Here is a 24093-nt window from a genome sequence, read left to right on the forward strand (position 1 = left end):
AAGCGCGCCGGTCGCCGCCCTATCGAACCAGGCCGCGCTTGGCCAGGTTGGCGTACAGGGCCCGCACGCCGAACGTCCACGGTGTGATCTCGGTGGCCAACTGCACATCGTTGACCAGCGCGCCGATACGCTCGGACGCGATCTGGACGCGATCGCCCAGCTTGTGCGTGAAGCCGGTGCCAGGACCCTTGCGGTCCTGGCTGGGCGAGAACATCGTGCCCAGGAACAGCATGAAGCCGTCGGGGTACTGGTGGTGCGCGCCAAAAGCCTGGCGTACCAGGTCCTGGGGGTCGCGGCTGATTTCGCGCATGTGGCTGACGCCGTCCAGCGCGAAGCCGTCCGCGCCGTCGATGCGCAGCGACACATCGGCGTGGCGCACGCTGTCCAGGTCGAAATCCCCATCGAACAAGCGGATGAAGGGGCCGATGGCGCATGACCCGTTGTTGTCCTTGGCCTTGGTCAGCAGCAAGGCGCTGCGACCTTCGATGTCACGCAGGTTGACGTCGTTGCCTAACGTGGCGCCCACGATCTCGCCACGGCTGTCCACGGCCAGCACGATCTCGGGCTCGGGGTTGTTCCACTGCGATTCGGGCAGCACGCCGATCTGCGCGCCGTATCCCACCGATGCCATCGCGGGCGTCTTCGAGAAAATCTCGGCGTCGGGGCCGATGCCCACTTCCAGGTATTGCGACCACTGCCCGCGTTCCACCAATTCGGCTTTCAGCTTGATGGCTTCGGCGGACCCGGGGCGCAAGCGAGACAGATCCGAGCCGATCAAGGCCTGCATCCGCACACGGATTTCATCGGCGCGGCTGGCGTCGCCGCCCGCTTCTTCCTCGATCATCCGCTCCAGCAGGCTGATGGCGAACGTGACGCCGGCGGCCTTGATGGGTTGCAGATCGCACGGCGCCAACAGGCGCGGCCCGTCTTGCCCTTGCAAGGTGGCGGCCATCAGCGCGCGCACGTCGCCCAGCGATTCGCCTGCCGCGCCTTTGGCCAGCGTGACGCGATCGGGGCGATCCAGCAGATCGGACACGGTGGGGGCCACGGCGGTGATGTCAAACACCTCGCCGTTGCGCACCACCACGACGCTGGGCCCGTCCACCGGGGCCGGCCGCCAAACACGGCCCACCAGCAAGGCGCCCGCCAGGTCGACGGGCAATGCGTTGTCTATGTTCATGAGTCTCCACGCTTTATGCCGACTGGGCGGCATTTCAATAAAGGTGCAACGAGTCTAGAAGAAGGCCGTTATCATGTCCAACATTCTGAATTGCAGTCCAATAGGTTGGACAAACAGACATGACCGCCGACTACGATGTGCCCGCCATACGCCGTACCCACGACATCCTGCGGGTGCTGGCCAGCCGCCGCACCCCCGTCAAGGCCGCCGAACTGGCGCAGGCCTGCAAGCTGCCCAAAAGCACGCTGTACCTGTTGCTGGACTGCCTGGAACAGCGCCGCTGGATCGAACGCAAGGACGGCGGCTACCTGATCGGCATCGAGCTGATGTCGCTGGGCTTCGCCTACCTGCGCCACGACGGCCTGCAAGCCGCGTTCCACGAGGCGGCCGGCGAGTTCGTGACCCGCTGCAATGAAGTCGTGCAGCTGGCGGCGCTGGATGGCTTTGACGTGGTCTACATCGCCCGCGAGGACGCCCGCCGCCCCGTGCGGCTGGTCTCCGACTTGGGCATGCGCCTGCCCGCCCATGCTTGCGCGCTGGGCAAAGTGCTGCTGGCCAGCCTGGATCCCGACGCCCTGGCCGCCAGCGTGCCCGACCCGCTGCCCCGCGTGACGGACCGCACGCTGGCCACGCGCGACGCGCTGTATCAGGAATTGGACAAGGTGCGCCAGACAGGGCTGGGCCACGATCAGGAAGAACTGGCCACCGGCCTGGTCTGCTACGCCGCGTATGTGGGCGTCACGCCCACGGGCAAGCGCGTGGCGGTCAGCACGTCGATACCCACCGACCGGCTGGACGACGCCCACCGGCGCGACATCATGGAGGGCATCCGCCGGGTGGCGCGTCACGTCTCCCAGCGCGTGGTGGCGCCCGCCTGAAGCCCCTGCGCCACACCTAAGCCCTTAGCCCACAACAGGTTTTTGACTTTTGAAAAGTCACGCGCTAATATTGCGGATTCGGTCAGCAATGCCCGAATTACGTCGGTTGTTCGCGTAAACCCTTTGGGTGCCTTGTTCGGGATATTTCCGCCCGGTACCTGGCAGTCAGGCCCCTTTCCTTCTGGCCCGCCGCATGTCAAATGCCGGCACACGGACTGGAAAGCGAACCTTCCAAAGTGGCAATCCCACCCAGCAGGGCGGGCCGCGCGAATGAACCCATTTACCTATTTAAGGAACACCCCATGTACGCGGTCGTAAAAACCGGTGGCAAGCAGTATCGCGTTGCCGCTGGCGAAAAACTCAAGATAGAACAGATACCGGCAGACATTGGGCAAGAAATCACCCTGGACCAAGTGCTGTCCGTGGGCGAAGGCGACCAACTGAAAGTTGGCACGCCCCTCGTCTCCGGCGCTGTGGTCAAGGCAACGGTTCTTGCGCAAGGCCGCCACGACAAGGTCAAGATCTTCAAGATGCGCCGTCGCAAGCACTATCAGAAGCGTCAGGGCCACCGTCAGAACTACACCGAAATCCGCATCGAAGCCATCACGGCTTAAGTAGCGACTCGGTACCACTTAGCAGGAGCTAAACATGGCACAGAAAAAGGGCGGCGGCTCTACGCGAAACGGACGCGACTCAGAATCAAAGCGTCTGGGCGTCAAGACTTTCGGCGGTGAACTGATTCCCGCTGGTTCGATCATCGTGCGTCAGCGCGGTACTCGTTTCCACGCTGGCGTGAACGTCGGCATGGGCAAGGACCACACCCTGTACGCGCTGATCGACGGCAAGGTTCAATTCGGCTTCAAGGGCGCGTTGAACAAGCAAACCGTTTCGATCATCGCTGCCGAGTAATCGGACTAGCCACGGTCAGCGCAACGCGGTTTACCGCGTTGCCGAACGGCAAAAGCCCTGTCGCATGCGGCAGGGCTTTTTTGTTTTAAGCTTTTTTGTTTATGGCAATTGGCGAGTAAAGTTTCCAATGCCACCTGGCAGCGCCCCATGGCGGGCAACTGTCCTATTTACCCACTACACGCGCAGACACCATGAAATTCGTAGACGAAGCCACCATTGAAGTGGTCGCCGGCAAAGGCGGCAATGGCGTGGCGAGCTTTCGCCGCGAAAAGTTCATCCCCAAAGGGGGCCCGGACGGCGGCGACGGCGGCCGCGGCGGCACCATCTATGCCGTTGCAGACCGCAATATCAACACGCTGATCGATTTCCGCTACGCACGCCTGCATCGCGCCAAGGGCGGCGAGAACGGCCGCGGCTCGGACCAATACGGCGCAGCGGCTCCGGACATCACCCTGCGCGTGCCCGTGGGCACCGTTATCCATGACGCCGAAACCGGCGAAGTCCTGTTCGACATGGACACCCATGACCAAAAGGTCGTGCTGGCTGCCGGTGGCCAGGGCGGCATGGGCAACATCCACTTCAAGTCCAGCTTGAACCGCGCCCCGCGCCAGTGGACGCCCGGCAAGGAAGGCGAACATCGCTACCTGCGCATGGAACTGAAGGTGCTGGCGGACGTGGGCCTGCTGGGCATGCCCAACGCCGGCAAGTCGACGCTGATCACGCGCATCTCGAACGCGAAGCCGAAGATCGCCGACTACCCGTTCACCACGTTGCACCCTAACCTGGGCGTCGTGCGTACGTCGCCGTCGCGCAGCTTCGTCGTGGCCGACATTCCCGGCCTGATCGAAGGCGCGTCCGAAGGCGCCGGCCTGGGCCACCTGTTTCTGCGCCACCTGGCGCGCACCCGCGTGCTGCTGCACTTGGTTGACGTGTCAACCCCCGACCCCGATGCGGATCCGGTCGAGCAAGCCGTGGTCGATGCGCGCGCCATCGTCGAAGAGCTGCGCCGCTACGACCCCGAACTGGCCGCCAAGCCGCGCTGGTTGGTGCTGAACAAGCTGGACATGGTGCCGGACCCCGAAGACACCAAGCGCCGCTTCCTGGAACTGTACGACTGGAAGGGCCCCGTGTTCGCCATTTCCGGCCTGACGGGCGAAGGCACGCAAGACCTGCTGTACGCGCTGCAAGACTACCTGGACGCCGAGCGCGAAAAGGAACACCTGTCGAGCGACCAGGCGGACGGCACCTATGTGGCGCCGGACCCCCGCTTTGACGACACGCGGTCCGACGCCGACAAGCCGGCCGCGCCGCGCGGCGGTGACGAATAAGCCATAATCGCAGTCCTTTCGATTACGTCTTTTTTCGCCGCAGCCGGCGCCTACCATGTCTGCTGAAACACCTGCCGTTTCCGTCGTCACCCACGCCCAGCGCCTGGTCGCCAAAGTTGGCTCGTCGCTGGTCACCAACGAAGGCCGCGGCCTGGACCGCGCCGCCGTCGCGCACTGGGCCTCGCAGATCGCTGCCTTGCACAAGCAGGGCAAGCAGATCGTGCTGGTCTCCAGTGGCGCCATCGCCGAAGGCATGGCGCGGCTGGGCTGGCGCAAGCGCCCTTCCGTCATGCACGAATTGCAAGCCGCCGCCGCCGTCGGCCAGATGGGCCTGTGCCAGGCTTACGAAGCGGCGTTCGCCGAGTACGGCCTGCGCACCGCGCAGATTTTGCTGACGCACGAAGACCTGGCCGATCGCCACCGCTACCTGAACGCCCGCAGCACGCTGTTCGCGCTGCTGCGCCTGGGCGTGGTGCCGATCGTGAACGAAAACGACACGGTCGTCACCGACGAAATCCGCCTCGGCGACAACGACACGCTGGGCGCGCTGGTCACCAATCTGATCGAAGCCGACACGCTGATCATCCTGACGGATCAGCGCGGTTTGTACGATTCCGATCCTCGCAAGAATCCCGACGCTACATTCATGTCGCACGCGCAAGCGGGCGACCCGGCGCTGGAAGCGATGGCCGGCGGCGCAGGCAGCGGCATCGGCACGGGCGGCATGCTGACCAAGGTGCTGGCCGCCAAGCGCGCGGCGCACAGCGGCGCGCACACCATCATTGCCTCGGGCCGCGAGCGCAACGTGCTGACGCGATTGGCACAGGGCGAATGCATCGGCAGCGAACTGCGCGCCGTGCTGCCCGTGTGGTCCGCCCGCAAGCAGTGGCTGGCCGACCACCTGCGCCTGCGTGGCCGCGTGGTGCTGGACGACGGCGCCGTGCAGGCCCTGATGCGCGAAGGCAAGAGCCTCTTGCCCATCGGCGTGACTGACGTGCAAGGCGAGTTCGGCCGTGGCGACGTGGTGGCCTGCGTGGACAGCCAGGGCATCGAATGCGCGCGCGGTCTCATCAACTATTCGTCTGTCGATACGCGACGCATCCTGCGCCAGCCTTCGTCGCAGATCGCTCGCATCCTGGGCAGCATGACCGAACCCGAGCTCATGCATCGGGATAACCTGGTCGTTCTCTAATCCTGCGGCTCCTGCGGCGGGCTGTGCTGCAGCAGGATATAGCCCCAACCGCGCACGGCCAACACCGGCAGTTCAATATCGAAGCGGCGCGCCTTGGTGCGCAGCCGCGACACCAGCACGTCAACGCTGCGTGCGCCCTCGCGAGGATTGCACGGAAAGAAGCGATCGCGCCGCAGGCACTGGCCGGGCGCCCTTAGCAAGCGGACAAAAAAGTCGCGTTCGGTCAGCGTCAATGGCAAGCGTTCGCCGGCCGGGCCTGACAGCACGCGTTGGTCCAAGCGCCATGCAGGGCCGTCGGTGGAAGGCGGCAAGAGCCGGCGCCGCACATTGCGCAGCAACGCGTCCCATTCCTCGGGCTCCATACGGGCCGAACTATAAAAGTCCACGCCCGCCTCCAGCGCCTCGACCCGTTCGCGCGCCGAGGCCACCGGCGACTGCCACACCACCGCCGCGTCCGGCGCCGCGCGGCGCAAGGCCGCGATCAGCTTGGGGACCTCGGCGCCCTGCCCACGCAACACCATCGCGTCGACATCGTCCGTGCGCAGCCGTTCGAAAAGCTCGTCCGGTGACGCGCACGCGCTGACCTGCCATTGAAAATCACGCAAAGCAGCGACAAAATGATTGCTCGTCATTTCATCAAGTTGCACGACGAACACGTTGCCCCGTTCATGCATGTGTCCTCGCCTCCAAAACTATCACCCAGGTAATGCTTATAACCACCAAAGTAAATCATGAGCAAGCTTCAATCGACTCGTGAAGACATTTTCAGACCGATTGAAGCAAGCCCGTCTTCTGCGTGGTCACACGCAGAAGACGCTCGCTCGTCTTGCGCGAATCTCGCAAAGTGCAATCGCCAGTTACGAAAACGGGCTCCGGCATTCCAGCCGGTCCGTCCGTAAGCTTGCGCAGATTCTGAAGATTGAGCCTGAGTGGTTGGAGACCGGTAAGGGTCCCATGGAACTGCCCATGGAAGGCTATGACCTGTCAGATACGCTGCCCGCAGCGGGCGTCGCCGAGACCATGCCACGCATGGCCCGACGGCCCCGTCCGCAAGCGCCCTGGCCGTTTCCCAACATTGCGCCGTCGCAATTCGACGGCCTGACACCCGATGATCGCGCCATGCTTGAAGCACTGACGCAAACCTTCATCGAGACCGCGCAAGCGCGTCGCACGGTCAAGCCGCGCGGCCGCAAAATCGGCTGATTCATCCCGCCCATCCGATGCGCGCGATGGCCGCGCCGTCGGTTGCGGGCAAAAAAATATCCGCACCTTTCGGTGCGGATATTTTGATTCAAGCGCCTGCAAATAACCAACTTCTGCCGCTTTTGCGACCTCGGCTTATCCGCAGGAAGATCGGTGATCAGTGATCAGGGCTTGGGCGTAGGTGCGGGCGCGGCGCCGCCGGCAGCCGGAGCGGGCGGTGCATCACCACGGATCTTGGCGGCGATTTCGGACGCGGCTTGCGCCGAGGCGACACCAAAGGCCAACACGCCACGGTTCAGGGGTTCGGCGATGCTCGGGGCGGCGACCAGTTCCTGATCGATCACCAGCGCCAAGCGGTTGCCGACGTTCTTGGTGCTGACGTCGGTCAGCTTGCGCGCGCCGGCTTCAGAGAAGCGCAGGCCCACGAAGTTCTGGCCTTGGCGGTCGACCAGCGCGGCGGCGTCGGTGAGATCCGCGCGCGTCAGCACGGGCACTTCCTGCATGTAGAGCTTGCCGTCGGGCAGTGCGATTTCGCGCAGGCCGGGGCCGGGCTGTTGTTGCGCCAGGTAGAAGTCCACCGACGATGCGGTAGCCGGCACGCTCGACTGCTGGCCGGCTTCGGGCGTGGCCGCGGCGCCGGACGGTTTCGTCGGGGCGGTCTTGCAACCCGCCAGCGCCAACGTCACGACAACCAGGGCGGGCGCCAATTTGCGTAGGGTCAGTTGCATGCTCGATTCCTTCTTTTAAGTTAGCTATGCCCGGCGAGTCGATGGCAGGCCGGGCGTTTGGTTGGAAAAAAGTGTACCGAACCTAAATGACGGTGTCGCCCCAGACTGAATCCAAATGTAAAGCAGTAATACCAGCTCTCGGAAGCAAGCGTTCTTTGAATGATTTCATGCGCACAAATCATCATATGCGCCGGGCCGCGTTGGCGCGATCTATACTTCGCTTTCGCGCAGGGGTACTCGTCCCGCCTTTTCAGGCGGCGCCGGGTTGAGAGAGTCCCTTCGTACCAGTACGGATAATGCCGATGCTGGGAGCCGTATTTCCGCCAGGCGTCGCTGCACGCCTGGCGGAAGTCCATTCCCGATCGGCTCCAACCACTTGCTTGGAGCTTTCCATGAACGCCAATCCCAAATTCCTGGCCGCTACCGCCGAAGTCGACGCGGCGGCCGTCGCACCGCTGCCCAGATCGCGCCGTGTGTATGAGACGGGCTCGCGCCCCGACATCCGCGTGCCGTTTCGCGAGATCGAGCAGGACGACACGCCGACCATGTTCGGCGGGGAAAAAAACCCGCCGCTGACCGTCTACGATTGCAGCGGCCCCTACACCGACCCCGATGCCAAGATCGATATCCGCCGCGGCCTGCCCGAGCTGCGCCGCGCCTGGATCGAAGAGCGCGCCGACACCGACGTGCTGTCCGGCCCGACCAGCGACTACGGTAAGGCGCGCCTGACCGACCCGAAGCTGACGGCGATGCGGTTCGACCTGCAACGCCCGCCGCGACGCGCCAAGGCGGGCGCCAACGTATCGCAGATGCACTATGCGCGGCGCGGCATCATCACGCCGGAAATGGAATTCGTGGCGATCCGCGAAAGCCTGCGCCGCGAGCACTACCTGCAAACGTTGCGCGACAGCGGTCCCGATGGCGAAAAGATGGTCAAGCGCCTGCTGCGCCAGCACCCCGGCCAATCGTTCGGCGCCGCCATCCCCGCCGCCATCACGCCGGAATTCGTGCGTGACGAAATCGCGCGCGGGCGCGCCATCATCCCGGCCAACATCAACCACCCCGAAGTCGAGCCGATGGCTATCGGCCGCAACTTCCTGGTGAAGATCAACGCCAACATCGGCAATTCGGCCGTCAGCTCGGGCATCGGCGAAGAAGTCGAGAAGATGACGTGGGCGATACGCTGGGGCGGCGACACGGTGATGGATCTGTCCACCGGCAAGCACATCCACGAAACGCGCGAATGGATCATCCGCAATTCGCCGGTGCCCATCGGCACTGTGCCGATCTACCAGGCGCTGGAAAAGGTGGATGGCAAGGCCGAGGACCTGACGTGGGAGATCTTTCGCGACACGCTTATCGAACAGGCCGAGCAAGGCGTGGACTACTTCACCATTCACGCGGGCGTGCGGCTGCCGTTCATTCCGATGACGGCGGATCGCATGACGGGCATCGTGTCGCGCGGTGGCTCGATCATGGCCAAGTGGTGTCTGGCGCATCACAAGGAAAGCTTCCTGTACGAGCGCTTTGAAGACATCTGCGAGATCATGAAGGCGTATGACGTGAGCTTCTCGCTGGGCGACGGGCTGCGTCCGGGCTCGGGCTACGACGCCAATGACGAAGCGCAATTCGCGGAATTGAAGACCTTGGGCGAATTGACGCAGGTGGCGTGGAAGCACGACGTGCAGGTGATGATCGAGGGGCCGGGCCACGTGCCGATGCACCTGATCAAGGAAAACATGGGCCTGCAACTTGAGCACTGCCATGAAGCCCCCTTCTACACGCTGGGGCCGCTGACCACCGATATTGCGCCGGGCTACGATCACATCACGTCGGGCATCGGGGCCGCGCTGATCGGTTGGTACGGCACGGCGATGCTCTGCTATGTGACGCCGAAAGAGCACTTGGGCCTGCCCAACAAGAAAGACGTGAAGGACGGCATCATCACGTACAAGATCGCGGCGCATGCGGCGGACCTGGCCAAGGGCCATCCGGGCGCGGCGATCCGCGACAACGCGCTGTCAAAGGCGCGCTTTGAATTCCGCTGGGACGATCAGTTCAACCTGGGGCTGGACCCGGACACCGCCAAGGAATTCCACGACGAAACGCTGCCGAAGGACTCCATGAAGGTGGCGCACTTTTGCTCGATGTGCGGCCCGCATTTTTGCAGCATGAAGATCACGCAGGACGTGCGCGACTATGCCGCGGCGCAAGGCGTCAGCGAGAAGGACGCCTTGCAGAAAGGCATGCAGGAAAAGTCGGTGGAGTTCGTGAAGAAGGGTGCCGAGGTCTATCACCGGCAATAAGCGCGGACTGTGGTGCTGACTGCGGCGCGGCCTGCTACCTGATGTGGGAGCAGGCCGCGCGCGCGAAAGCCGGCGGGATCAATGCAATGGCGGTTTGCCTTACAGCAATTTGCCCGGGTTCATGATCCCGGCCGGATCCATGACTTTTTTGATCTCGCGCATCAGGCGCAGCTCGACCGGGTCTTTGCTGTGCAGGAAGTGGTCGCGCTTGAGTTGGCCGATGCCGTGTTCGGCCGAGATGCTGCCGCCGTAGCGGTTGACCTCGTCCAGCACCGCGTCGGTAATCGCGGCGCCATTCACGGCCACCCAGTCACGCGCCGCGCCGGCGGGGCGGGACAGGTTGTAGTGCAGGTTGCCGTCGCCGAAGTGGCCGAAGATGAACGGGCGAATATCCGGGAATAGCGCGCGCACGCGGGCCTCGGCGGACACCATGAATTCGGGAATGCGTTCGATGGGCAGCGACACGTCGTGCTTCAAGTGCGGACCATCGGCACGCTGCGCTTCGGAGATTTCTTCGCGCAGCTTCCACAGGGTCTGCAATTGCGCCATCGATGCCGACACGGCGGCATCCAGGCACAAGCCGCGTTCCAGCGCCGTGCCGATCACGTTTTCCAGCAAGGCCGTCAGCCCGGCTTCGTCGGCGGTGTCGGCAAGCTCGATCAGCACGTAGGCCGGGTAGCGCTGATCAAACGGCTCTTGCACGCCTTCGGCATGCGTCAGCACCAGGTCCAGGCAGTCGCCAGAGAAATATTCGAACGCCTGCAAGCGCGCGCCGCACTGCTCGAACAGAATCTCGAACAGTTGCAGCGCCTGCGCGGGCGACTCGACCGCCGTCAGCACCACGGAACGCACGTCGGTACGCGGGAACAGCCGCAAGGCCACCGCCGTGATCACGCCCAGCGTGCCTTCGGACCCGATCAGCAGCTGCTTCAGGTCGTAGCCCGTGTTGTCCTTGCGCAGTGTGCGCAGGCCATTGAAGATTTCGCCGGTGGGCAGCACGGCTTCCAGGCCCAGCACCAGCTCGCGCGCCATGCCGTAGCGCACCACGTTCACGCCACCGGCATTGGTGGCGACGTTGCCGCCGATCTGGCTGGAATCTTCCGCCGCCAGGCTTAGCGGCAACAGGCGGCCGGCGTCTTGCGCGGCGCGGCGCAGGTTGCCCAGGATGGCGCCCGCCTCGGCCACCAGGGTGTTTGCGACGGTGTCGATGGAACGCAAGGCGTTCATGCGGTCCAGGCTTAACACGACGTTCCTGGCGCTGCCGTCAGGCGTGGCGCCCCCGCACAGGCCGGTATTGCCGCCACGCGGCACAACCGGCACGCCTTCCTGCTGGCACAGGGCCAGGCAGGCGGCCACTTCAGCCGTGTTGCGCGGGCGCACGACGGCTTGGGCGTGGCCGTTGTACAGGCCGCGCCAATCGGACAACCAGGGCGCGATGTCCGCTTCGGCAGTGAACACGGTGTCGGGGCCCAGGGCTTGGACCAGGCGTTGCGGAAAGTCGGATGCGGTCATGATGTCGGCGTGGCTGCGGGAAAAAGTTGATCGAGTTGCAGGCGGGTGGCCGCCTGCTGCAAATGACGGACGGCGGCTTGCCGGGCACGGTCGGGGTTGCGCGCGCGGATGGCTTCGAATACGGCGACGTGTTCCTGGTGCACGGCAGCGGTCAAACCGTCGTGCAAGCGGCTGTTGGACCGCGCGGTGCTGACGGCCAGGCGCAGCTGTCGGTTCAGGTACTGCAACAGGTCCTGATAGCTGCGGTTGTGCGTGGCGGCGGCAATGGCAACGTGAAAAGAGATGTCGTGTTCAACGCCCTGCTCGGGGTGCTCAAGATGCGCTTCAAGCGAGGCCAGCGCCTGCGCCATGGCGGTCAGGTCGGCGGCGTTGCGCCGCATGGCTGCCAGCGCTGCCGCGCCCCCTTCCAGTTCCATGCGCAATTCATAGACGTTGGCCAACTGCTCGCGGTTGACCGCGATGCCGCTGGATACCTGAAACCCCTGCCCGCCGGTGCGCGACACCACGGTGCTGCCCGACCCTTGGCGGCTTTGAATCAGGCCCTGAGCGCGCAGCCGTTCGGTAACTTCGCGGATGACGGCGGCACTGACGCCGTATTGGTCCGCCAGCACACGGCCAGGCGGCAGCTTGGCGCCAACCGGATGCACGCCGTCGGCGATGTCCGTGGCGATCTGCTGGGCGACTTGTTCAGTCAGGGTGAGGCTTTTGGTGAGCATCGGCGGATTATAGACAACTTTTCAGGTTATCTGATAACTTTCAGTCCAGGAATGGATAGGGGCGCGCGATGTCGGTACTGCCGGTACTGCCGGTACTGCCGGCGCTGCTGAGGCTCTTACCTGCTCTCAGGCCGCCGCCGTCGCGCTGTCGCCGCCGGCCACAGTGGCTTCGTCCGCCCGGGCCGCCCCGCCGTCGACTTCGCAGCAGCGGCCGCCCCTGGCCTTGGCGCGGTACAGCGCGGCATCGGCCGAATCCAGCGCCGCCTGCGGGTTGCGGTTGCCGGCCGAGATGATCGAGATGCCGATCGACATCCCCACAATCACCCGCGTACCGTCCGCCAACGCGATGGGCTGCAAGGCGTCCAGCAGCAGATGCTCGCCCAGCCGCAGCGCCGCCGTGGCGTCGATACCCGTGACCAGCACGATGAATTCATCCCCGCCGATACGGGCCGCCACGTCGTCCACCCGCAGCATGGCTCGCATGCGCCGGGCGATCGTGGTCAACACCAGGTCACCCGCCGCATGCCCGTAGGTGTCGTTGATGCGCTTGAAATCGTCCATGTCCATATAGAGCAGCGCCGCGTCGCTGTCGTGCCCGCGCGCACTGGCGCAAACGCGCTCCAGGGCCACTTGCAGGCCGGTGCGGTTGGCCAGCCCGGTCAGCGCGTCTTCATTGGCGCGGCGTTCGCTGGCGCGTTCGGCCAGCATGGTGGAGACCAGGATACGGTTCAGCCGATGTGACGCGATGGTCATGCTGACCAGGTAGAACGGAATCTGGATAAAGACGATGGCCGTAACGATTTCGCCCGTAAACAAGGCGCCCAGGCACATGGGGCCCAGGCTCAGGAAGATCATGGCGGCCACCAGCCGAGGCGCGCCATAGTTGCGAAAGCAGATGCCGCCCGCCATCGCGCCGCAGGATATGCCCGCCAGCGTTGCGGCCAGCCAGTCGCCATTGATGAAGGTGATGAAGACGCCGTACCCCACGCTGAACGCCCACAGCAGCGCCAACAGAATGTAGAGGTCGGTATGGGTGTTGCCGCCCTTGGGCGCGGCGCGCAAGGCCGCGCGCAGGATCGTGACGCGCACGATGGCCAGCACCACTTCCAGCAGCAGCCAGGATATGTATAGCGGTTCGGGCCGCCGCCAGGTCACCACGCCCGAAATCATCAAGGTGTTGATGACGCCGCCAGCAAAGATGGGCAGCGTGCCAAACAGGCTGGCGATCAGCGCGGCACGGATGTCCGCGGGCGTATCCGGCCCGGAATGGGTAAGCCAGCGCGTCAGGCGCCACTTGGGCAAGCTGAACTTCAGTCCTGTTTCCACGCCGTCACGTCCACATTGCCGCCTTTGATTTCGGTAGGCTGGCTGGCGTTATAGCAGGTATTTCAGGCCTTTAATATTGTCCGCAAGGGCAATAAGGGCCCGCCGGACCCTGGGATTCGCGTTGCGAAAAAGCCCGTTTCAGCGCCCCCGATGGCCGCAAACGGCGCATTCCGGGTCCCGCTGTACGTTGACGCTGCGCCATTGCATGGTGCGCACATCCAGCCAAAGCAGCCGGCCCGACAGGCTTTCGCCTACGCCGGACAGCAGCTTCAGGGCTTCGGCCGCCTGCATGCTGCCGATAATGCCCACCACCGGGGCAAACACGCCCATGGTGGCGCAGTTGGCTTCCTCGACGTCGTCGGCTTCCGGGAACAGGCAGTGGTAGCACGGCGCGTTGTCGTCGCGCAGGTCGTACACGCTGACCTGCCCGTCAAAGCGGATGGCGGCGCCCGACACCAGCGGCTTGCGATGCTGCACGCAGGCGCGGTTGATGGCGTGGCGGGTGGTGAAGTTGTCGGTGCAGTCCAGCACCAGGTCCGCCGCGGCAACGGCATCGGACAGCGCATCGCCTTGCAAGCGTTCCACGCGGGCATGGACTCGCGCCTGCGGGTTGAAGGCGGCCAGCATGTCGCGCCCCGACTCGGCCTTGTGACGGCCGACGCTGGAGGTGGTGTGGAGAATCTGGCGTTGCAGATTGCTGAGCTCGACAGTGTCGTCGTCAGCAAGGGTGATGTCGCCTACACCGGCAGTTGCCAGGTAGAGCGCGGCGGGTGAACCGAGTCCACCCGCCCCTACGATGAGCACACGCGCCGCTAGCAGTTTTTCCTGCCCTTCGATACCCAGCTCGTCGAGCAGGATGTGGCGGGCGTAGCGCAGCAGTTGCTCGTCGTTCATTTGTCCTTGCTGGGCTCGACTCCGGTCGGCGTGATCTTCATGCGCGTGGGAGTGCCGCCACCGGCCTTGGCATCCGCCTTGGCCTGGGCGCGCGCCGAACCCTTCTGTACCGGCTTGCCGGCCAGCACATTCAGCGCTTGTTGCAGTTGGAAGTCGTCCTTGCCGCCAAATTCGAACACCTTGGTCGGCACGTCCACGTTGTCTTGCGCCGAGTTGGACTTCACCTCGTTGGCGGTCTCGGGGTTGGACAGGTGGCGTTGCAGGTCGGCTTCGCGCGGCAGGCGGAACAGGTCGCCGTCGGCCGTGTCGGCAACAACGAAGTCCGGTTCGATACCCGTGGCCTGGATCGAACGACCGCTGGGCGTGAAGTAGCGCGAGGTCGTCAACTTGACGGCGGTGGATTCGGACAGCGGCAGGATCACCTGCACCGAGCCCTTGCCGAACGTGCGGTTGCCCAGCACCTTGGCGCGCTTGTGATCTTGCAGCGCACCGGCCACGATTTCGGAAGCCGAAGCCGAACCGACGTTGACCAGCACCACCATCGGAACCGTCTTGGTCCAGGCCGGCAAGCCGGACAGGTAGTTGCTTTCACCACGAGCGTATTCCGACGGCGTGGCCAGATACTTGTGGCGGGCGTCAGGCGTACGGCCATCGGTGGACACCACCAGGGCATCCGGCGGCAGGAACGCGCCCGACACGCCGATGGCGCTGGTCAACAAGCCGCCCGGATCGTTGCGCAGGTCCAGCACCAGGCCCTTGGGTGCTTCTTTCGCGCCCAGGTCCTTCAGTTGCTTGGCCAGGTCGGAGCCGGTCTTTTCCTGGAATTGGGCAACGCGGACGTAGCCGATGCCGTTATCCAGCATCTTGCTGCGCACGCTGCGAACCTTGATGACGTCGCGAACGATCTTCAGCACGATGGGCTGAGGACGGTCGGCGCGCATGATGGTCAGCGTGATGGGCGACTTGGGCGCGCCACGCATGAGCTTGACCGCATCGTTCAGGGTCATGCCCTTGGTGGGCGTGTCATCGATCTTGATGATGAGGTCACCGGCCATGACGCCGGCGCGCGCGGCGGGCGTATCTTCGATGGGCGAGATGACCTTGACGAAGCCGTCTTCCGCGCCGACTTCGATACCCAGGCCGCCGAACTCGCCCTGGGTCGCCGTCTGCATTTCACGGAACGCGTCGGCATCCAGATAGGCCGAATGCGGGTCAAGGTTCGAGACCATGCCCGAGATCGCGTTGTCGATCAGGGTTTTGTCGTCGACCGCTTCGACATAGTTGTTCTTGATGGCCGCGAAAACATTGCTCAGTTGCCTGAGCTCGTCCAAGGGCAAAGGGCTGCCGCGCTGGGCGACTGCCGTCACCCCTACGCTAAGCAATACGCCAGCCACCGCACCGATGGCAATCAGACCGAAACCGCGAAACTTGCGAGTGCCCATGCACACTTCCCGAATTTTGTTTTCGCCGATGGGGGTTTGGTAATTTACCAACGACTTGTACCTACCAACCTATTGGGCCAGCCACTGGGCCGGGTCCACAGGAGCGCCACGATGGCGAATTTCAAAGTATAGGCCGGATTCCACTTGGCCGCCGGTTGCCCCTACCGTAGCAATAGTATCGCCACCTGTCACCGAATCCCCCACCCGTTTGAGCAGACTTTGGTTGTAAGCATAGACCGTCAGGTATTGCTGCCCATGATCCACGATGATGAGGTTGCCAAAACCACGCAGCCATTCGGCGTAGACCACCGTGCCGGGGGCCACGACTTTGACGGGCGTGCCCTCGGGCGCGCGCAGCACCACGCCGCGCCAGACGCCGCCGTCGGGGCGGTCGACCCCGAAGCGGCCCTGCACCTGGCCACGCACCGGCATGGCCAGGCCATGCTTCAGGCCGTTGCCGCCGCCCACGGGCGGGGCAGCACGGGTCTGCTGCGCCGATGCGCTGCGGGTTGGAGTGGTCTCGGCCTCGGCGGGTTCCGCCTTTTTTGGAGGATCTTCCGATTTGGCGGGCGCCTGGGCCGGCGCTTGGGTCGGCGCCTGGGCCGGATCGGTCAGGCGCGTGTGTTTTTGTTCAGCAGGACGTAATCCGGCGGCATCCGGATCGGCGACGGCGACCGGGCCACGGCTTTGGCGCGACGCCGCTTCGACCTGCTCGCGCGCCTGGGCGGCGTCGCGGGCGTCGCGGCTATCGCGATCGCGGCGGGCGGCGATTTCGGCAGCCCGCTTGCTATCGGCCTCGGCTTTCTTGCGGGCCTCGTCGGCGCGGCGCTCGGCTTCGGCGCGTTTGCGGGATTCTTCAGCGGCGCGGCGCGCCTCTTCAATGCGGCGGGCCTCTTCGGCTTTCTTGCGCGCCTCTTCGGCCTTGCGGGCTTCTTCGATCTGCTTGGCAATCGCCGCGTCCAGATCGGTGATCAGGCGCGACAGGCGCTGGTCATCACGCCCCAGCTTGTTGGCTTCGGCGCGCTGGGCGGCGATCTGCCCTTCCAGTTGCGCCAACAGCGTGGCGCGTTCTTTCTGCTGCCCGACCAATGCAGCCTTCTGCTCGGAGGTTTCGGCCACGACTTTTTCAATCTCGGCACGGCGGGCGTCGGCGCGCGTTTGCAGCGCGGCCAGACGGTCGATGTCGGCCCGCAGTGCCTTGACGGCATTGGCTCGCGCCTGCGACACGTAGTCCAGGTAGCCCAGATTGCGGCCCAGCACCTGGGGATCGTCGCCGGACAGCAGCGCTGTCCAGGGCGATAGCCCGCTGGTGTATTGGGTGCGAAGCTGATCGGCCAGTTCGGTACGACGCTTGGCCAGCACCGTTTCCTGCACGCCGATCTGCTTTTCGAGGCTGGTCAGGTCCGTCTGCGCCTGGCGCCCGGCATCGGCCAGTTCGCGCAGGCGCAGATTGATCTTCGAGATGGCCGATTCCGACTGCTTGAGCGCGTCGGCGGCTTCCTTGCGGGCGGCTTCGCGCCCGTCGATCTCTTTTTGCAGATTCTCGATACGGTCGCGCAGCGCCGCCTGCTGACGCTCGGCGTCAGACTGGCGGCCGGCAAGGTCGTTGGGCGCGGCACGAGCCGATAGCGCCCCACCGGTCAACATGACCGCCAACAACAACCCTGCCGTGCGACGCATAGAGATATCAGTCCTTCTTAGCCTTGCCTTGAGCGGCAACCGCAGCCATGGCCGCCTCGATCTCGGCGGCATCGCCCAGATAATAGTGGCGGATCGGGCGCAGGTCATCATCCAATTCGTAGACCAGCGGCTGGCCAGTGGGGATGTTCAGGTTGACGATGTCGTCATCGGACACGTTGTCCAGATGCTTGATCAGCGCGCGCAGGCTGTTGCCGTGGGCGGCGATCAGCACGTTGCGACCGGCGCGGATGGCCGGGGCGATGGAATCGTTCCAGAACGGCAGCACCCGGTTCACGGTGTCTTTCAGGCACTCGGTGGCGGGCAGCTGATCGGCCGGGATCTTGGCGTAGCGGCTGTCAAAACGCGGGTGGCGTTCGTCGTCCAGCGACAACGGTTCCGGGGCGATGGCGTACGCGCGGCGCCAGATCAGGACCTGTTCGTCGCCGTACTTGGCGGCGGTTTCAGCCTTGTTCAGGCCTTGCAGCGCGCCGTAGTGGCGTTCGTTCAGGCGCCAGTTCACGCCCACCGGGGTGTACATCGCGTCCATGGCGTCCAGCGCGATCCACAAGGTGCGGATGGCGCGCTTGAGCACCGACGAGTACGCCAGGTCGAACGTGTAGCCTTCTTTCTTGAGCAGTTCGCCGGCTCGGCGAGCCTGTTCGCGGCCGGTTTCGGTCAGGTCGACGTCGGTCCAGCCGGTGAAGCGGTTTTCCAGATTCCACTGGCTTTCGCCGTGGCGCATCAGAACAAGTTTATGCATGGTTTGGCACGCTTTCCGCGCGGGTTAAAGTTAAAGGATGGTTAAAGAATGCGCTCATTTTATAATTGAGTGATTTTGCCCTTGATTTTGCCCCGGCGCACTCGTCCAATTCCCTGGCGCGGCGTCCGCGGGTTGGCCGAGGGTTCGCCCATATCCGGCTAGCTGCCGCACTTCAGGATGACCCGTGGATCTTTTGCAATTCTTGCTCGATAAAAACAACGTCTTCATCGTCGGCGTCGCCGTGATCTCCGGCGTGATGCTGGCGATTCCCGCCCTGCGCAAGGGCCGCAGCGGCTCGGCCGTCAGCACTGGCGAGGCCATCCAGATGGTGAACCAGCGCAACGCCGTCTGGGTGGACGTGCGTCCCGTCGAACAATTCCAGGCCGGCCACATCGCCCAGGCACGAAATGTGCCGGCAGCCGACATCGAACAGAAAGCCGCCTCGCTGCCCAAGAACAAGCCGCTGGTCGTGGTTTGTGACAATGGCCGCGATTCGGCCCGCGTGGCCGCCAAGCTGCGCGCACAAGGCTTTGCCGACGCGGTGCCGCTCGATGGCGGCATGCGCGCCTGGTCGGCCGCCAGCCTGCCGGTCACCCAAAAGGGCTGAACCGGGGCTGTCCCATCATCAATCTTGAATCTATCGAGGAGCGCCTATGAATAAAGTCGTCATGTACAGCAAGGACTACTGTCCCTATTGCTCACGCGCGAAGGCCCTGCTCGAGCAGCGTGGCGTGACCGATCTGGAAATCGTCCAGATCGACCGCGATCCGTCACAGCGCGATGTCATGATCGAACGTACCGGCCGACGCACCGTGCCGCAAATCTTCATCGGCGATACTCATGTCGGCGGTTGCGACGACCTGATGGCCCTGGACCGCTCGGGTGGCCTTGCCCCCCTGCTGAACGGCTAATCGCCTCTACTTTTGCCCCCTCCACCAACGGAATCACTCATGGCTGATCAAGACCAAAACACCCAGCAAGAAGGCGGCAACGACGCGCCCTCGTTCAACCTGCAACGCGTCTACCTGAAAGACCTTTCGCTGGAAATGCCGAACGCGCCTCACGTCTTCCTGGAGCAAGAAGCGCCCCAGGTTGAAGTCAGCATCACCGTGGGCGGCCAGCGTCTGGCCGACACCGTGTTCGAAACCACGGTCACCGTCACCGTCACCACCCGCATCAACGACAAGGTCGTGTACCTGGTCGAAGGCACGCAAGCCGGCATCTTCGAAGCGGCCAACATCCCCGAAGAACAGCTGGATCCGCTGCTGGGCATTGTTTGCCCGACGATGCTGTACCCGTACCTGCGCGCCAACATCGCCGACGCGATCACGCGCACCTCGATGCCGCCGCTGCACCTGACCGAAGTGAACTTCCAAGCGCTGTACGAACAGCGCCTGGCCGAGTTGCAACAGCAGCAGCAAGGCGCCGCCAACGGCAACGGCAATGGCAATGGCAGCGATTCGGGCATCATCCTGCCCGCCAGCGCCACCCGCCAGTAAGCGCGTCCGCCCCGATGAACCATCCCGCTCTGCCGCGCTTGCGCGTTGCCGTCCTGGGTGCGGGAAGTTGGGGCACCGCGCTGGCGGCGGCCGCCAGCCGCCGCCACCCCACCGTCCTTTGGGCGCGCGACGCCGCGCAGGCCGCCGACATGGCCGCCTCGCACGAAAATGCGCGCTACCTGCCGGGCATCACCCTGCCCCCATCCCTGAATTTTTCGTCCGATCTGGACGCCACGCTGCGCAGCCTGCAAGCGGACGACGCGCGTGCGCTGATCGTGCTGGGCGTGCCCGTGGCCGGCCTGGCCGCGACCTGTCGTGAACTGGCCCGCCGCCTGCCGGTGCTGGGCCTGCAAGACACCCCTATCGTCTGGACGTGCAAGGGCTTTGAAGCCGACACGGCCAGGCTGCCCCACGAGATCGTGCGCGAGGCCCTGCCCGGCGCAATCGGCGGCGCCTTGTCCGGCCCCTCGTTTGCGCGCGAAGTGGCCCAGGGCCTGCCCGTGGCGCTGACCGTGGCCAGCACCCATACCGCCTTGCGCGATGCCACCACCGCCGCCTTGCACGGCGCGGCGCTGCGCGTCTACGCCAGCTCGGACCTGGTCGGCGTGGAAGTCGGCGGCGCCCTGAAGAACGTGATCGCGGTGGCCTGCGGCATCGGCGACGGCCTGGCGCTGGGCACCAACGCACGCGCCGCGCTGATCACACGCGGCCTGGCGGAAATGACGCGCTTTGGCGTCGCGCTGGGTGCGCGCGGCGAAACGTTTGCCGGGCTGACCGGCCTAGGCGACCTGGTCCTGACCGCCACCGGCGAACTATCCCGCAACCGCCGCGTGGGCCTGGAAATCGGCGCCGGACGCAAGCTGGCCGACATCCTGGCCAGCGGCATCACGGCAGAAGGCGTGCGTTGCGCCCGCGCCGCGCGTGACCGCGCCCGCGCCATCAATGTCGAACTGCCCATCACCGAAGCCGTCTGCGCCGTGTTGTTTGACGGCGTCGCCCCCATGACCGCCGTGTCGGCCTTGCTGGCGCGCGACCCGCGCGATGAAAGCGCTGACGAAATTGCGAACGTCAGCGCGCACGCCAGCGGCCCGCTGGACGAGTCCCTGGGCGGCCATCTTTGATTTCTTCCTGACAACAAAAAACCTGCCCATCCCGAGGAGACATCCTTCATGACGCAAACCCGACAATTCCGGGTCGGCCCGCTTCTGCGCGGCCTGTGCCTCAGCCTGGCCGCCGTGTTGCCGGCCGCCGCCCACGCCGACTGGCCGGATCACCCCATCCACATGGTGGTGCCGTTTCCGCCGGGCTCGTCCCCGGACATCCTGGCGCGGACGATTTCCGAGCCGCTGTCGCAGGCGCTGGGCCAGCCCATCGTGATCGACAACAAGCCGGGCGCCGGCGGCAACATCGGCACGCGCGTGGTTTCGCAGGCCAAGCCTGACGGCTACACGCTGCTCTACACGATCAACGGCCCGCTGGTCACCGCCCCCACGCTGTACAAGAAAACGCTGGGCTACGACCCGGTCAAGGACCTGGCGCCAGTCAGCCTGGTGGGCACCAGCCCCAACGTGCTGGTCGTGCCGGGCAGCCTGAAGGTCGATAACGTCCAGGACTTCGTCAAGCTGGTCAAGGGACGCGGCAATTCGCTGAACTACGGGTCGGTGGGGCCGGGAAGTTCGGCGCATCTGGCCATGGAGATGTTCAAGGAAAGCGCGGGCGTGGACCTGGCGCACATCCCCTATTCCGGGTTCCCGCAGGTCATTACCGCCATCATCGGGGGCGACGTGCAGGCCGGCTTCATGGTGCCCGCCATCGCGGTGCCGCAGGCGCGCGACGGCAAGGTCAAGCTGTTGGCGGTGACCAGCCTGCAACCCAGCGAAGCGCTGCCGGGCGTGCCGACGATGGCCTCGCAAGGCTATCCCGACTTCGAAGCCATTTCGTGGAACGCGGTGCTGGTTCCGGCGGGCACGCCCACGCCCATCATCGAACGGCTGAACAGCGAACTGGCGCGCGTCATCAACAGCGACGCCGTGCGCAAACAGTTGGCGCTGCAGTACTTCACCCCGGCCCCGTCCACGCCCGAGGCGCTGACCCTGCGCATCAAGAACGAAAAAGCGCGTTGGGACCAGGTGATTGAAAAGCTGAAGCTGTCGCTGGATTGAAGCCTGGACCGGCAGGCCCGGCCCCGACCTTACGGGGCCTGCCGCCGCCGGCTTATGAACCGCCTTCGAAGCCCTGCTGACGCCAGGCTTCGAACACCGTCACCGCGACGGCGTTGGACAGGTTCAAGCTGCGCTGGCCGGCACGCATGGGCAGCCGCAGGCGCTGCTGCGGCGGGAACATCGCCTGATGTTCGTCCGACAGCCCGGCCGTCTCGCGGCCGAAGACAAACACATCGCCCGGCTTGAACGCCACGTCGGCCACGCTGCGCTGGGCGTGCGTGGTCAGCGCGTAGATGCAAGACGTGTCCGCGCCGGTGTCATCCAGCGCATCCTGCAAGGTGTCGTGCACCCGCACGGGCTGCCACTCGTGATAGTCCAGCCCGGCGCGCCGCATGCGGGCGTCATCCAGTTCGAATCCCAGCGGGCGCACCAGGTGCAATTGGGCGCCCGTATTGGCGCACAGCCGGATGGCGTTGCCGGTGTTGGGGGGAATCTCGGGGCAGACGAGGATGACGTGGAACATGGCGGTAGGAAGCTGAGGCTAAGACGGCTGGCGGCGCCAGAGTGGCCGCGTGGCGGAATTGTCGCCGATTTGGGCGGGGCAAGCTGCCGTCGGTGATCAGGGCGTGCGGGCGGCCACCAGCACCGTCACACCGGCCGCGCCCGCCGCGATCAAGGCGGTGGCGGCGGCTTGCACGGTGCTGCCTGTGGTCATCACGTCATCTACCAAGGCCACATGGCGGCCGCGCACCACCGGGGTAGCGCCGAACAGGCCTGCCACCACGCGACGCCTGGCGCGGCGCCCCAAGCCCGTCTGCCGGGGTGTCTCGCGCAGCCGCCGTAGCGCCTGGCGCGCCAGCGGCACATCCAGCTGCGTGGCCAGGCTGCGCGCAATCTCGGCTGCGGGATTCATGCCGCGCAGGCGTAACGATGCGCGGCTGGCCGGCACCGGCGCCAGCAACACGCCTTGCGGCAAACCGCCGTCGCGCCGGATAGCGTCGGCCAGCAAACACGCAAGCACCGGCGCCATGCTCAGCCGCAGCTGGGTCTTCAGCATGCGGATCAGCGCATCGGCGGGCGGCGTGTAGTCAAAGGCCGCAACGGTCCGCCCGTAGGCGCGCGGCGCGCCCAGGCAAGCGGGACATGCCGACGCCGCAACAGGCAGCCGCAATGCACAGCGCGGACAACGCGGCCGGGCGCCCGGCGGCGGGGCGGTGATATCGGCCGCACAGCCGCTGCACAGGCGCGCGCCCGCCACACGGGTGCCGCACAGCGGGCAGTCGCAGCCCACGCGGGACCAGAGACGCCGCCCCAAGGCCAGTAGGGGCAATCGAAGGCGGCGGCCGGGATGCGCAATAATGGATGCCATCCCTTATGTAATCATGTTCCGCCCCGTGGCCAAGACGCGGGCGCGACCGAAATGTCTCTTCCAGAATCCGCACCGCTACCCTCTCTTCCTATCGTCAGCACCGACGTGCCCAAGCAATTCGCCCGTCGTGGCGACTTGTCCGACGCGCAATTTCTTTACGGTGAAGTGGCGCGCCGCATGTTGGGGCGCTTGCAGTACATCCGGGTACAGCCTCAGGCGATGCTGGATGCAGGCTGCGGCGCGGGCGACAACCTGCCGCTGCTGCGCGAACGCTACCCCGACACGGCTTATACCGGCCTGGACAACTGCGCACCGCTGCTGGAATTGGCCAGAAAGCGCCATGCACCGGCCGGCCTGGGCGCCTGGATCGGCAAGCTGGCGCGGCGCGGGCCGGCCGCCCCCGCGTTCGTCAACGCCGATCTTGCCGAAACGGGCTTGCCTCCGGAATCGCTGGAGCTGGTGTGGTCGAACCTGGCCATGCACTGGCACCGCGCGCCACACGCCGTCCTGGCCGAGTGGCGCCGCATCTTGAAGGTGGGCGGGCTGGCGATGTTTTCCTGCCTGGGGCCGGCCACCTTGCGCGAGTTGCGGCAAGCACTGACCGACGCGGGCTTATCCACCGCCACGCCTTCCTTTGTGGACATGCATGACTTTGGCGACCTGCTGGTGGAAAACGGCTTTGCCGACCCGGTCATGGACCAGGAAATCCTGACGCTGACCTACCGCAGCCCCGAAAAACTCCTGGCCGATGTGCGCGCGCTGGGCGGCAACCCGGCAGAGGGACGTCGCGGCGGACTGGTCGGCCGCGACTGGCGCGACCGCCTGTGCGCCGCGCTGGAACGGCAGCGCAACGCGGACGGCTTGATCACGCTGAGTATCGAAGTGGCCTACGGCCACGCCTGGCGCGCCGCCGCGCACCGCACGGTAGCCGGAGAAACCCGGCTCTCGGTCAGCGCCATTGGCGGCCGGCAACGCGGCAACCCCTGAAGCGACGGGGCCGGCAGGGGCG

25 protein-coding genes are annotated in these 24093 nt (G+C 65.3%); 13 read left to right on the forward strand and 12 right to left on the reverse strand.

Translation table 11 applies throughout. The features are described from left to right. Positions 1 to 19: 19 nt before the first annotated feature. A complete protein-coding gene (locus KYT87_RS27720) occupies positions 20 to 1180 on the reverse strand; it encodes a fumarylacetoacetate hydrolase family protein (RefSeq protein ID WP_104142698.1) in 1161 nt (386 codons plus the stop codon). Between the two features lie 119 nt (positions 1181 to 1299). Here KYT87_RS27720 and KYT87_RS27725 point away from each other — a divergent pair, with 119 nt between their 5' ends. The 5 genes from KYT87_RS27725 to proB all read left to right on the forward strand — a co-directional run bounded on the left by KYT87_RS27725 (position 1300) and on the right by proB (position 5487). Beyond that, entirely contained in the window at positions 1300 to 2058 is a 759-nt protein-coding gene (locus KYT87_RS27725) for an IclR family transcriptional regulator (protein ID WP_219991334.1), read from the forward strand. A 302-nt stretch (positions 2059 to 2360) separates the two neighbouring features. After that, positions 2361 to 2672, forward strand: a complete 312-nt coding sequence (gene rplU / locus KYT87_RS27730) for a 50S ribosomal protein L21 (protein WP_006216228.1) — start codon at positions 2361 to 2363, stop codon at positions 2670 to 2672. 34 nt (positions 2673 to 2706) lie between these two features. Next, positions 2707 to 2967, forward strand: a complete 261-nt coding sequence (gene rpmA, locus KYT87_RS27735) for a 50S ribosomal protein L27 (RefSeq protein WP_046803173.1) — start codon at positions 2707 to 2709, stop codon at positions 2965 to 2967. Positions 2968 to 3158: 191 nt separating this feature from the next. Further along, positions 3159 to 4295, forward strand: coding sequence for a GTPase ObgE (gene obgE / locus KYT87_RS27740; protein WP_046803172.1), 1137 nt, complete (start codon positions 3159 to 3161; stop codon positions 4293 to 4295). Between the two features lie 55 nt (positions 4296 to 4350). Next, entirely contained in the window at positions 4351 to 5487 is a 1137-nt protein-coding gene (proB, locus tag KYT87_RS27745) for a glutamate 5-kinase (RefSeq protein WP_046803171.1), read from the forward strand. On the opposite strand, the gene KYT87_RS27750 is transcribed toward proB, so the two are convergent. After that, a complete protein-coding gene (locus KYT87_RS27750) occupies positions 5484 to 6161 on the reverse strand; it encodes a transcriptional regulator (RefSeq protein ID WP_046803170.1) in 678 nt (225 codons plus the stop codon). The genes proB and KYT87_RS27750 overlap by 4 nt on opposite strands. 79 nt (positions 6162 to 6240) lie before the next feature. Here KYT87_RS27750 and KYT87_RS27755 point away from each other — a divergent pair, with 79 nt between their 5' ends. Continuing rightward, on the forward strand, positions 6241 to 6690 hold the full coding sequence (locus KYT87_RS27755; protein ID WP_162941286.1) for a helix-turn-helix domain-containing protein: 450 nt from the start codon (positions 6241 to 6243) through the stop codon (positions 6688 to 6690). 164 nt (positions 6691 to 6854) lie between these two features. On the opposite strand, the gene KYT87_RS27760 is transcribed toward KYT87_RS27755, so the two are convergent. Next, positions 6855 to 7418, reverse strand: a complete 564-nt coding sequence (locus tag KYT87_RS27760) for a hypothetical protein (RefSeq protein WP_046803168.1) — start codon at positions 7416 to 7418, stop codon at positions 6855 to 6857. Positions 7419 to 7810: 392 nt separating this feature from the next. Between KYT87_RS27760 and thiC the strand changes: the two genes are divergently transcribed. Beyond that, positions 7811 to 9724, forward strand: a complete 1914-nt coding sequence (gene thiC / locus KYT87_RS27765; RefSeq protein WP_219991335.1) for a phosphomethylpyrimidine synthase ThiC — start codon at positions 7811 to 7813, stop codon at positions 9722 to 9724. 99 nt (positions 9725 to 9823) lie between these two features. Here thiC and KYT87_RS27770 read toward each other — a convergent pair whose 3' ends face one another. The 7 genes from KYT87_RS27770 to gpmA form a co-directional block, all read right to left on the reverse strand. Next, the gene (locus KYT87_RS27770) at positions 9824 to 11236 is read right to left on the reverse strand and encodes an FAD-binding oxidoreductase (protein ID WP_219991336.1); all 1413 of its coding nucleotides are present in this window, start codon (positions 11234 to 11236) and stop codon (positions 9824 to 9826) included. Continuing rightward, complete coding sequence (locus tag KYT87_RS27775) at positions 11233 to 11952, reverse strand: FadR/GntR family transcriptional regulator (RefSeq protein WP_120157178.1); 720 nt, start codon at positions 11950 to 11952, stop codon at positions 11233 to 11235. The genes KYT87_RS27770 and KYT87_RS27775 overlap by 4 nt, the downstream gene beginning before the upstream one ends. Before the next feature lie 126 nt (positions 11953 to 12078). Continuing rightward, positions 12079 to 13278 carry a diguanylate cyclase gene (locus KYT87_RS27780; RefSeq protein WP_219991337.1) on the reverse strand — a complete coding sequence of 400 codons (1200 nt, stop codon included), beginning with the start codon at positions 13276 to 13278 and terminating at the stop codon, positions 12079 to 12081. A 138-nt stretch (positions 13279 to 13416) separates the two neighbouring features. Continuing rightward, a complete protein-coding gene (locus KYT87_RS27785) occupies positions 13417 to 14172 on the reverse strand; it encodes a molybdopterin-synthase adenylyltransferase MoeB (protein WP_046803163.1) in 756 nt (251 codons plus the stop codon). Next, the gene (locus KYT87_RS27790; protein ID WP_046803162.1) at positions 14169 to 15614 is read right to left on the reverse strand and encodes a S41 family peptidase; all 1446 of its coding nucleotides are present in this window, start codon (positions 15612 to 15614) and stop codon (positions 14169 to 14171) included. Before KYT87_RS27790 ends, KYT87_RS27785 begins: the two co-directional genes overlap by 4 nt. Positions 15615 to 15683: 69 nt before the next feature. After that, complete coding sequence (locus KYT87_RS27795) at positions 15684 to 17294, reverse strand: murein hydrolase activator EnvC (RefSeq protein WP_104142687.1); 1611 nt, start codon at positions 17292 to 17294, stop codon at positions 15684 to 15686. 7 nt (positions 17295 to 17301) lie between these two features. After that, a complete protein-coding gene (gpmA, locus tag KYT87_RS27800) occupies positions 17302 to 18054 on the reverse strand; it encodes a 2,3-diphosphoglycerate-dependent phosphoglycerate mutase (RefSeq protein ID WP_046803160.1) in 753 nt (250 codons plus the stop codon). A 184-nt stretch (positions 18055 to 18238) separates the two neighbouring features. Here gpmA and KYT87_RS27805 point away from each other — a divergent pair, with 184 nt between their 5' ends. Genes KYT87_RS27805 through KYT87_RS27825 form a run of 5 tightly spaced genes read left to right on the forward strand, consistent with a single transcriptional unit; the run spans position 18239 to position 21715 of the window. Continuing rightward, the gene (locus tag KYT87_RS27805) at positions 18239 to 18661 is read left to right on the forward strand and encodes a rhodanese-like domain-containing protein (protein WP_046803159.1); all 423 of its coding nucleotides are present in this window, start codon (positions 18239 to 18241) and stop codon (positions 18659 to 18661) included. Positions 18662 to 18707: 46 nt separating this feature from the next. Then, positions 18708 to 18965, forward strand: a complete 258-nt coding sequence (gene grxC, locus KYT87_RS27810; RefSeq protein WP_219991338.1) for a glutaredoxin 3 — start codon at positions 18708 to 18710, stop codon at positions 18963 to 18965. 39 nt (positions 18966 to 19004) lie between these two features. Continuing rightward, positions 19005 to 19553, forward strand: coding sequence for a protein-export chaperone SecB (gene secB, locus KYT87_RS27815; protein ID WP_219991339.1), 549 nt, complete (start codon positions 19005 to 19007; stop codon positions 19551 to 19553). Positions 19554 to 19567: 14 nt separating this feature from the next. Beyond that, positions 19568 to 20674, forward strand: a complete 1107-nt coding sequence (locus KYT87_RS27820) for an NAD(P)H-dependent glycerol-3-phosphate dehydrogenase (RefSeq protein WP_219991340.1) — start codon at positions 19568 to 19570, stop codon at positions 20672 to 20674. A 48-nt stretch (positions 20675 to 20722) separates the two neighbouring features. Then, positions 20723 to 21715, forward strand: a complete 993-nt coding sequence (locus KYT87_RS27825) for a tripartite tricarboxylate transporter substrate binding protein (RefSeq protein WP_046803157.1) — start codon at positions 20723 to 20725, stop codon at positions 21713 to 21715. Positions 21716 to 21767: 52 nt separating this feature from the next. On the opposite strand, the gene KYT87_RS27830 is transcribed toward KYT87_RS27825, so the two are convergent. Then, positions 21768 to 22238, reverse strand: a complete 471-nt coding sequence (locus KYT87_RS27830; RefSeq protein WP_046803156.1) for a tRNA (cytidine(34)-2'-O)-methyltransferase — start codon at positions 22236 to 22238, stop codon at positions 21768 to 21770. 96 nt (positions 22239 to 22334) lie between these two features. After that, positions 22335 to 22886 carry a ComF family protein gene (locus KYT87_RS27835; RefSeq protein WP_370512724.1) on the reverse strand — a complete coding sequence of 184 codons (552 nt, stop codon included), beginning with the start codon at positions 22884 to 22886 and terminating at the stop codon, positions 22335 to 22337. A 249-nt stretch (positions 22887 to 23135) separates the two neighbouring features. Between KYT87_RS27835 and KYT87_RS27840 the strand changes: the two genes are divergently transcribed. Beyond that, positions 23136 to 24071, forward strand: a complete 936-nt coding sequence (locus tag KYT87_RS27840; protein ID WP_219991342.1) for a methyltransferase domain-containing protein — start codon at positions 23136 to 23138, stop codon at positions 24069 to 24071. Positions 24072 to 24093: the final 22 nt, after the last annotated feature.

This window comes from Achromobacter sp. ES-001, assembly GCF_019448355.1.
GTDB classification, from domain to species: Bacteria; Pseudomonadota; Gammaproteobacteria; order Burkholderiales; family Burkholderiaceae_B; genus Achromobacter; species Achromobacter spanius_B.

Excerpts from the sequence above, each read along its gene's own strand:
- KYT87_RS27750 (WP_046803170.1), bottom strand. The coding sequence starts at position 6,161 with ATGCATGAACGGGGCAACGTGTTCGTCGTGCAACTTGATGAAATGACG.
- KYT87_RS27720 (WP_104142698.1), bottom strand. The coding sequence starts at position 1,180 with ATGAACATAGACAACGCATTGCCCGTCGACCTGGCGGGCGCCTTGCTG.
- KYT87_RS27820 (WP_219991340.1), top strand. The coding sequence starts at position 19,568 with ATGAACCATCCCGCTCTGCCGCGCTTGCGCGTTGCCGTCCTGGGTGCG.
- KYT87_RS27830 (WP_046803156.1), bottom strand. The coding sequence starts at position 22,238 with ATGTTCCACGTCATCCTCGTCTGCCCCGAGATTCCCCCCAACACCGGC.
- KYT87_RS27795 (WP_104142687.1), bottom strand. The coding sequence starts at position 17,294 with ATGCGTCGCACGGCAGGGTTGTTGTTGGCGGTCATGTTGACCGGTGGG.
- KYT87_RS27725 (WP_219991334.1), top strand. The coding sequence starts at position 1,300 with ATGACCGCCGACTACGATGTGCCCGCCATACGCCGTACCCACGACATC.
- rpmA (WP_046803173.1), top strand. The coding sequence starts at position 2,707 with ATGGCACAGAAAAAGGGCGGCGGCTCTACGCGAAACGGACGCGACTCA.
- KYT87_RS27825 (WP_046803157.1), top strand. The coding sequence starts at position 20,723 with ATGACGCAAACCCGACAATTCCGGGTCGGCCCGCTTCTGCGCGGCCTG.
- KYT87_RS27790 (WP_046803162.1), bottom strand. The coding sequence starts at position 15,614 with ATGGGCACTCGCAAGTTTCGCGGTTTCGGTCTGATTGCCATCGGTGCG.
- obgE (WP_046803172.1), top strand. The coding sequence starts at position 3,159 with ATGAAATTCGTAGACGAAGCCACCATTGAAGTGGTCGCCGGCAAAGGC.
- rplU (WP_006216228.1), top strand. The coding sequence starts at position 2,361 with ATGTACGCGGTCGTAAAAACCGGTGGCAAGCAGTATCGCGTTGCCGCT.
- proB (WP_046803171.1), top strand. The coding sequence starts at position 4,351 with ATGTCTGCTGAAACACCTGCCGTTTCCGTCGTCACCCACGCCCAGCGC.
- KYT87_RS27770 (WP_219991336.1), bottom strand. The coding sequence starts at position 11,236 with ATGACCGCATCCGACTTTCCGCAACGCCTGGTCCAAGCCCTGGGCCCC.
- KYT87_RS27760 (WP_046803168.1), bottom strand. The coding sequence starts at position 7,418 with ATGCAACTGACCCTACGCAAATTGGCGCCCGCCCTGGTTGTCGTGACG.
- thiC (WP_219991335.1), top strand. The coding sequence starts at position 7,811 with ATGAACGCCAATCCCAAATTCCTGGCCGCTACCGCCGAAGTCGACGCG.
- KYT87_RS27785 (WP_046803163.1), bottom strand. The coding sequence starts at position 14,172 with ATGAACGACGAGCAACTGCTGCGCTACGCCCGCCACATCCTGCTCGAC.
- KYT87_RS27775 (WP_120157178.1), bottom strand. The coding sequence starts at position 11,952 with ATGCTCACCAAAAGCCTCACCCTGACTGAACAAGTCGCCCAGCAGATC.
- gpmA (WP_046803160.1), bottom strand. The coding sequence starts at position 18,054 with ATGCATAAACTTGTTCTGATGCGCCACGGCGAAAGCCAGTGGAATCTG.
- grxC (WP_219991338.1), top strand. The coding sequence starts at position 18,708 with ATGAATAAAGTCGTCATGTACAGCAAGGACTACTGTCCCTATTGCTCA.
- KYT87_RS27840 (WP_219991342.1), top strand. The coding sequence starts at position 23,136 with ATGTCTCTTCCAGAATCCGCACCGCTACCCTCTCTTCCTATCGTCAGC.
- secB (WP_219991339.1), top strand. The coding sequence starts at position 19,005 with ATGGCTGATCAAGACCAAAACACCCAGCAAGAAGGCGGCAACGACGCG.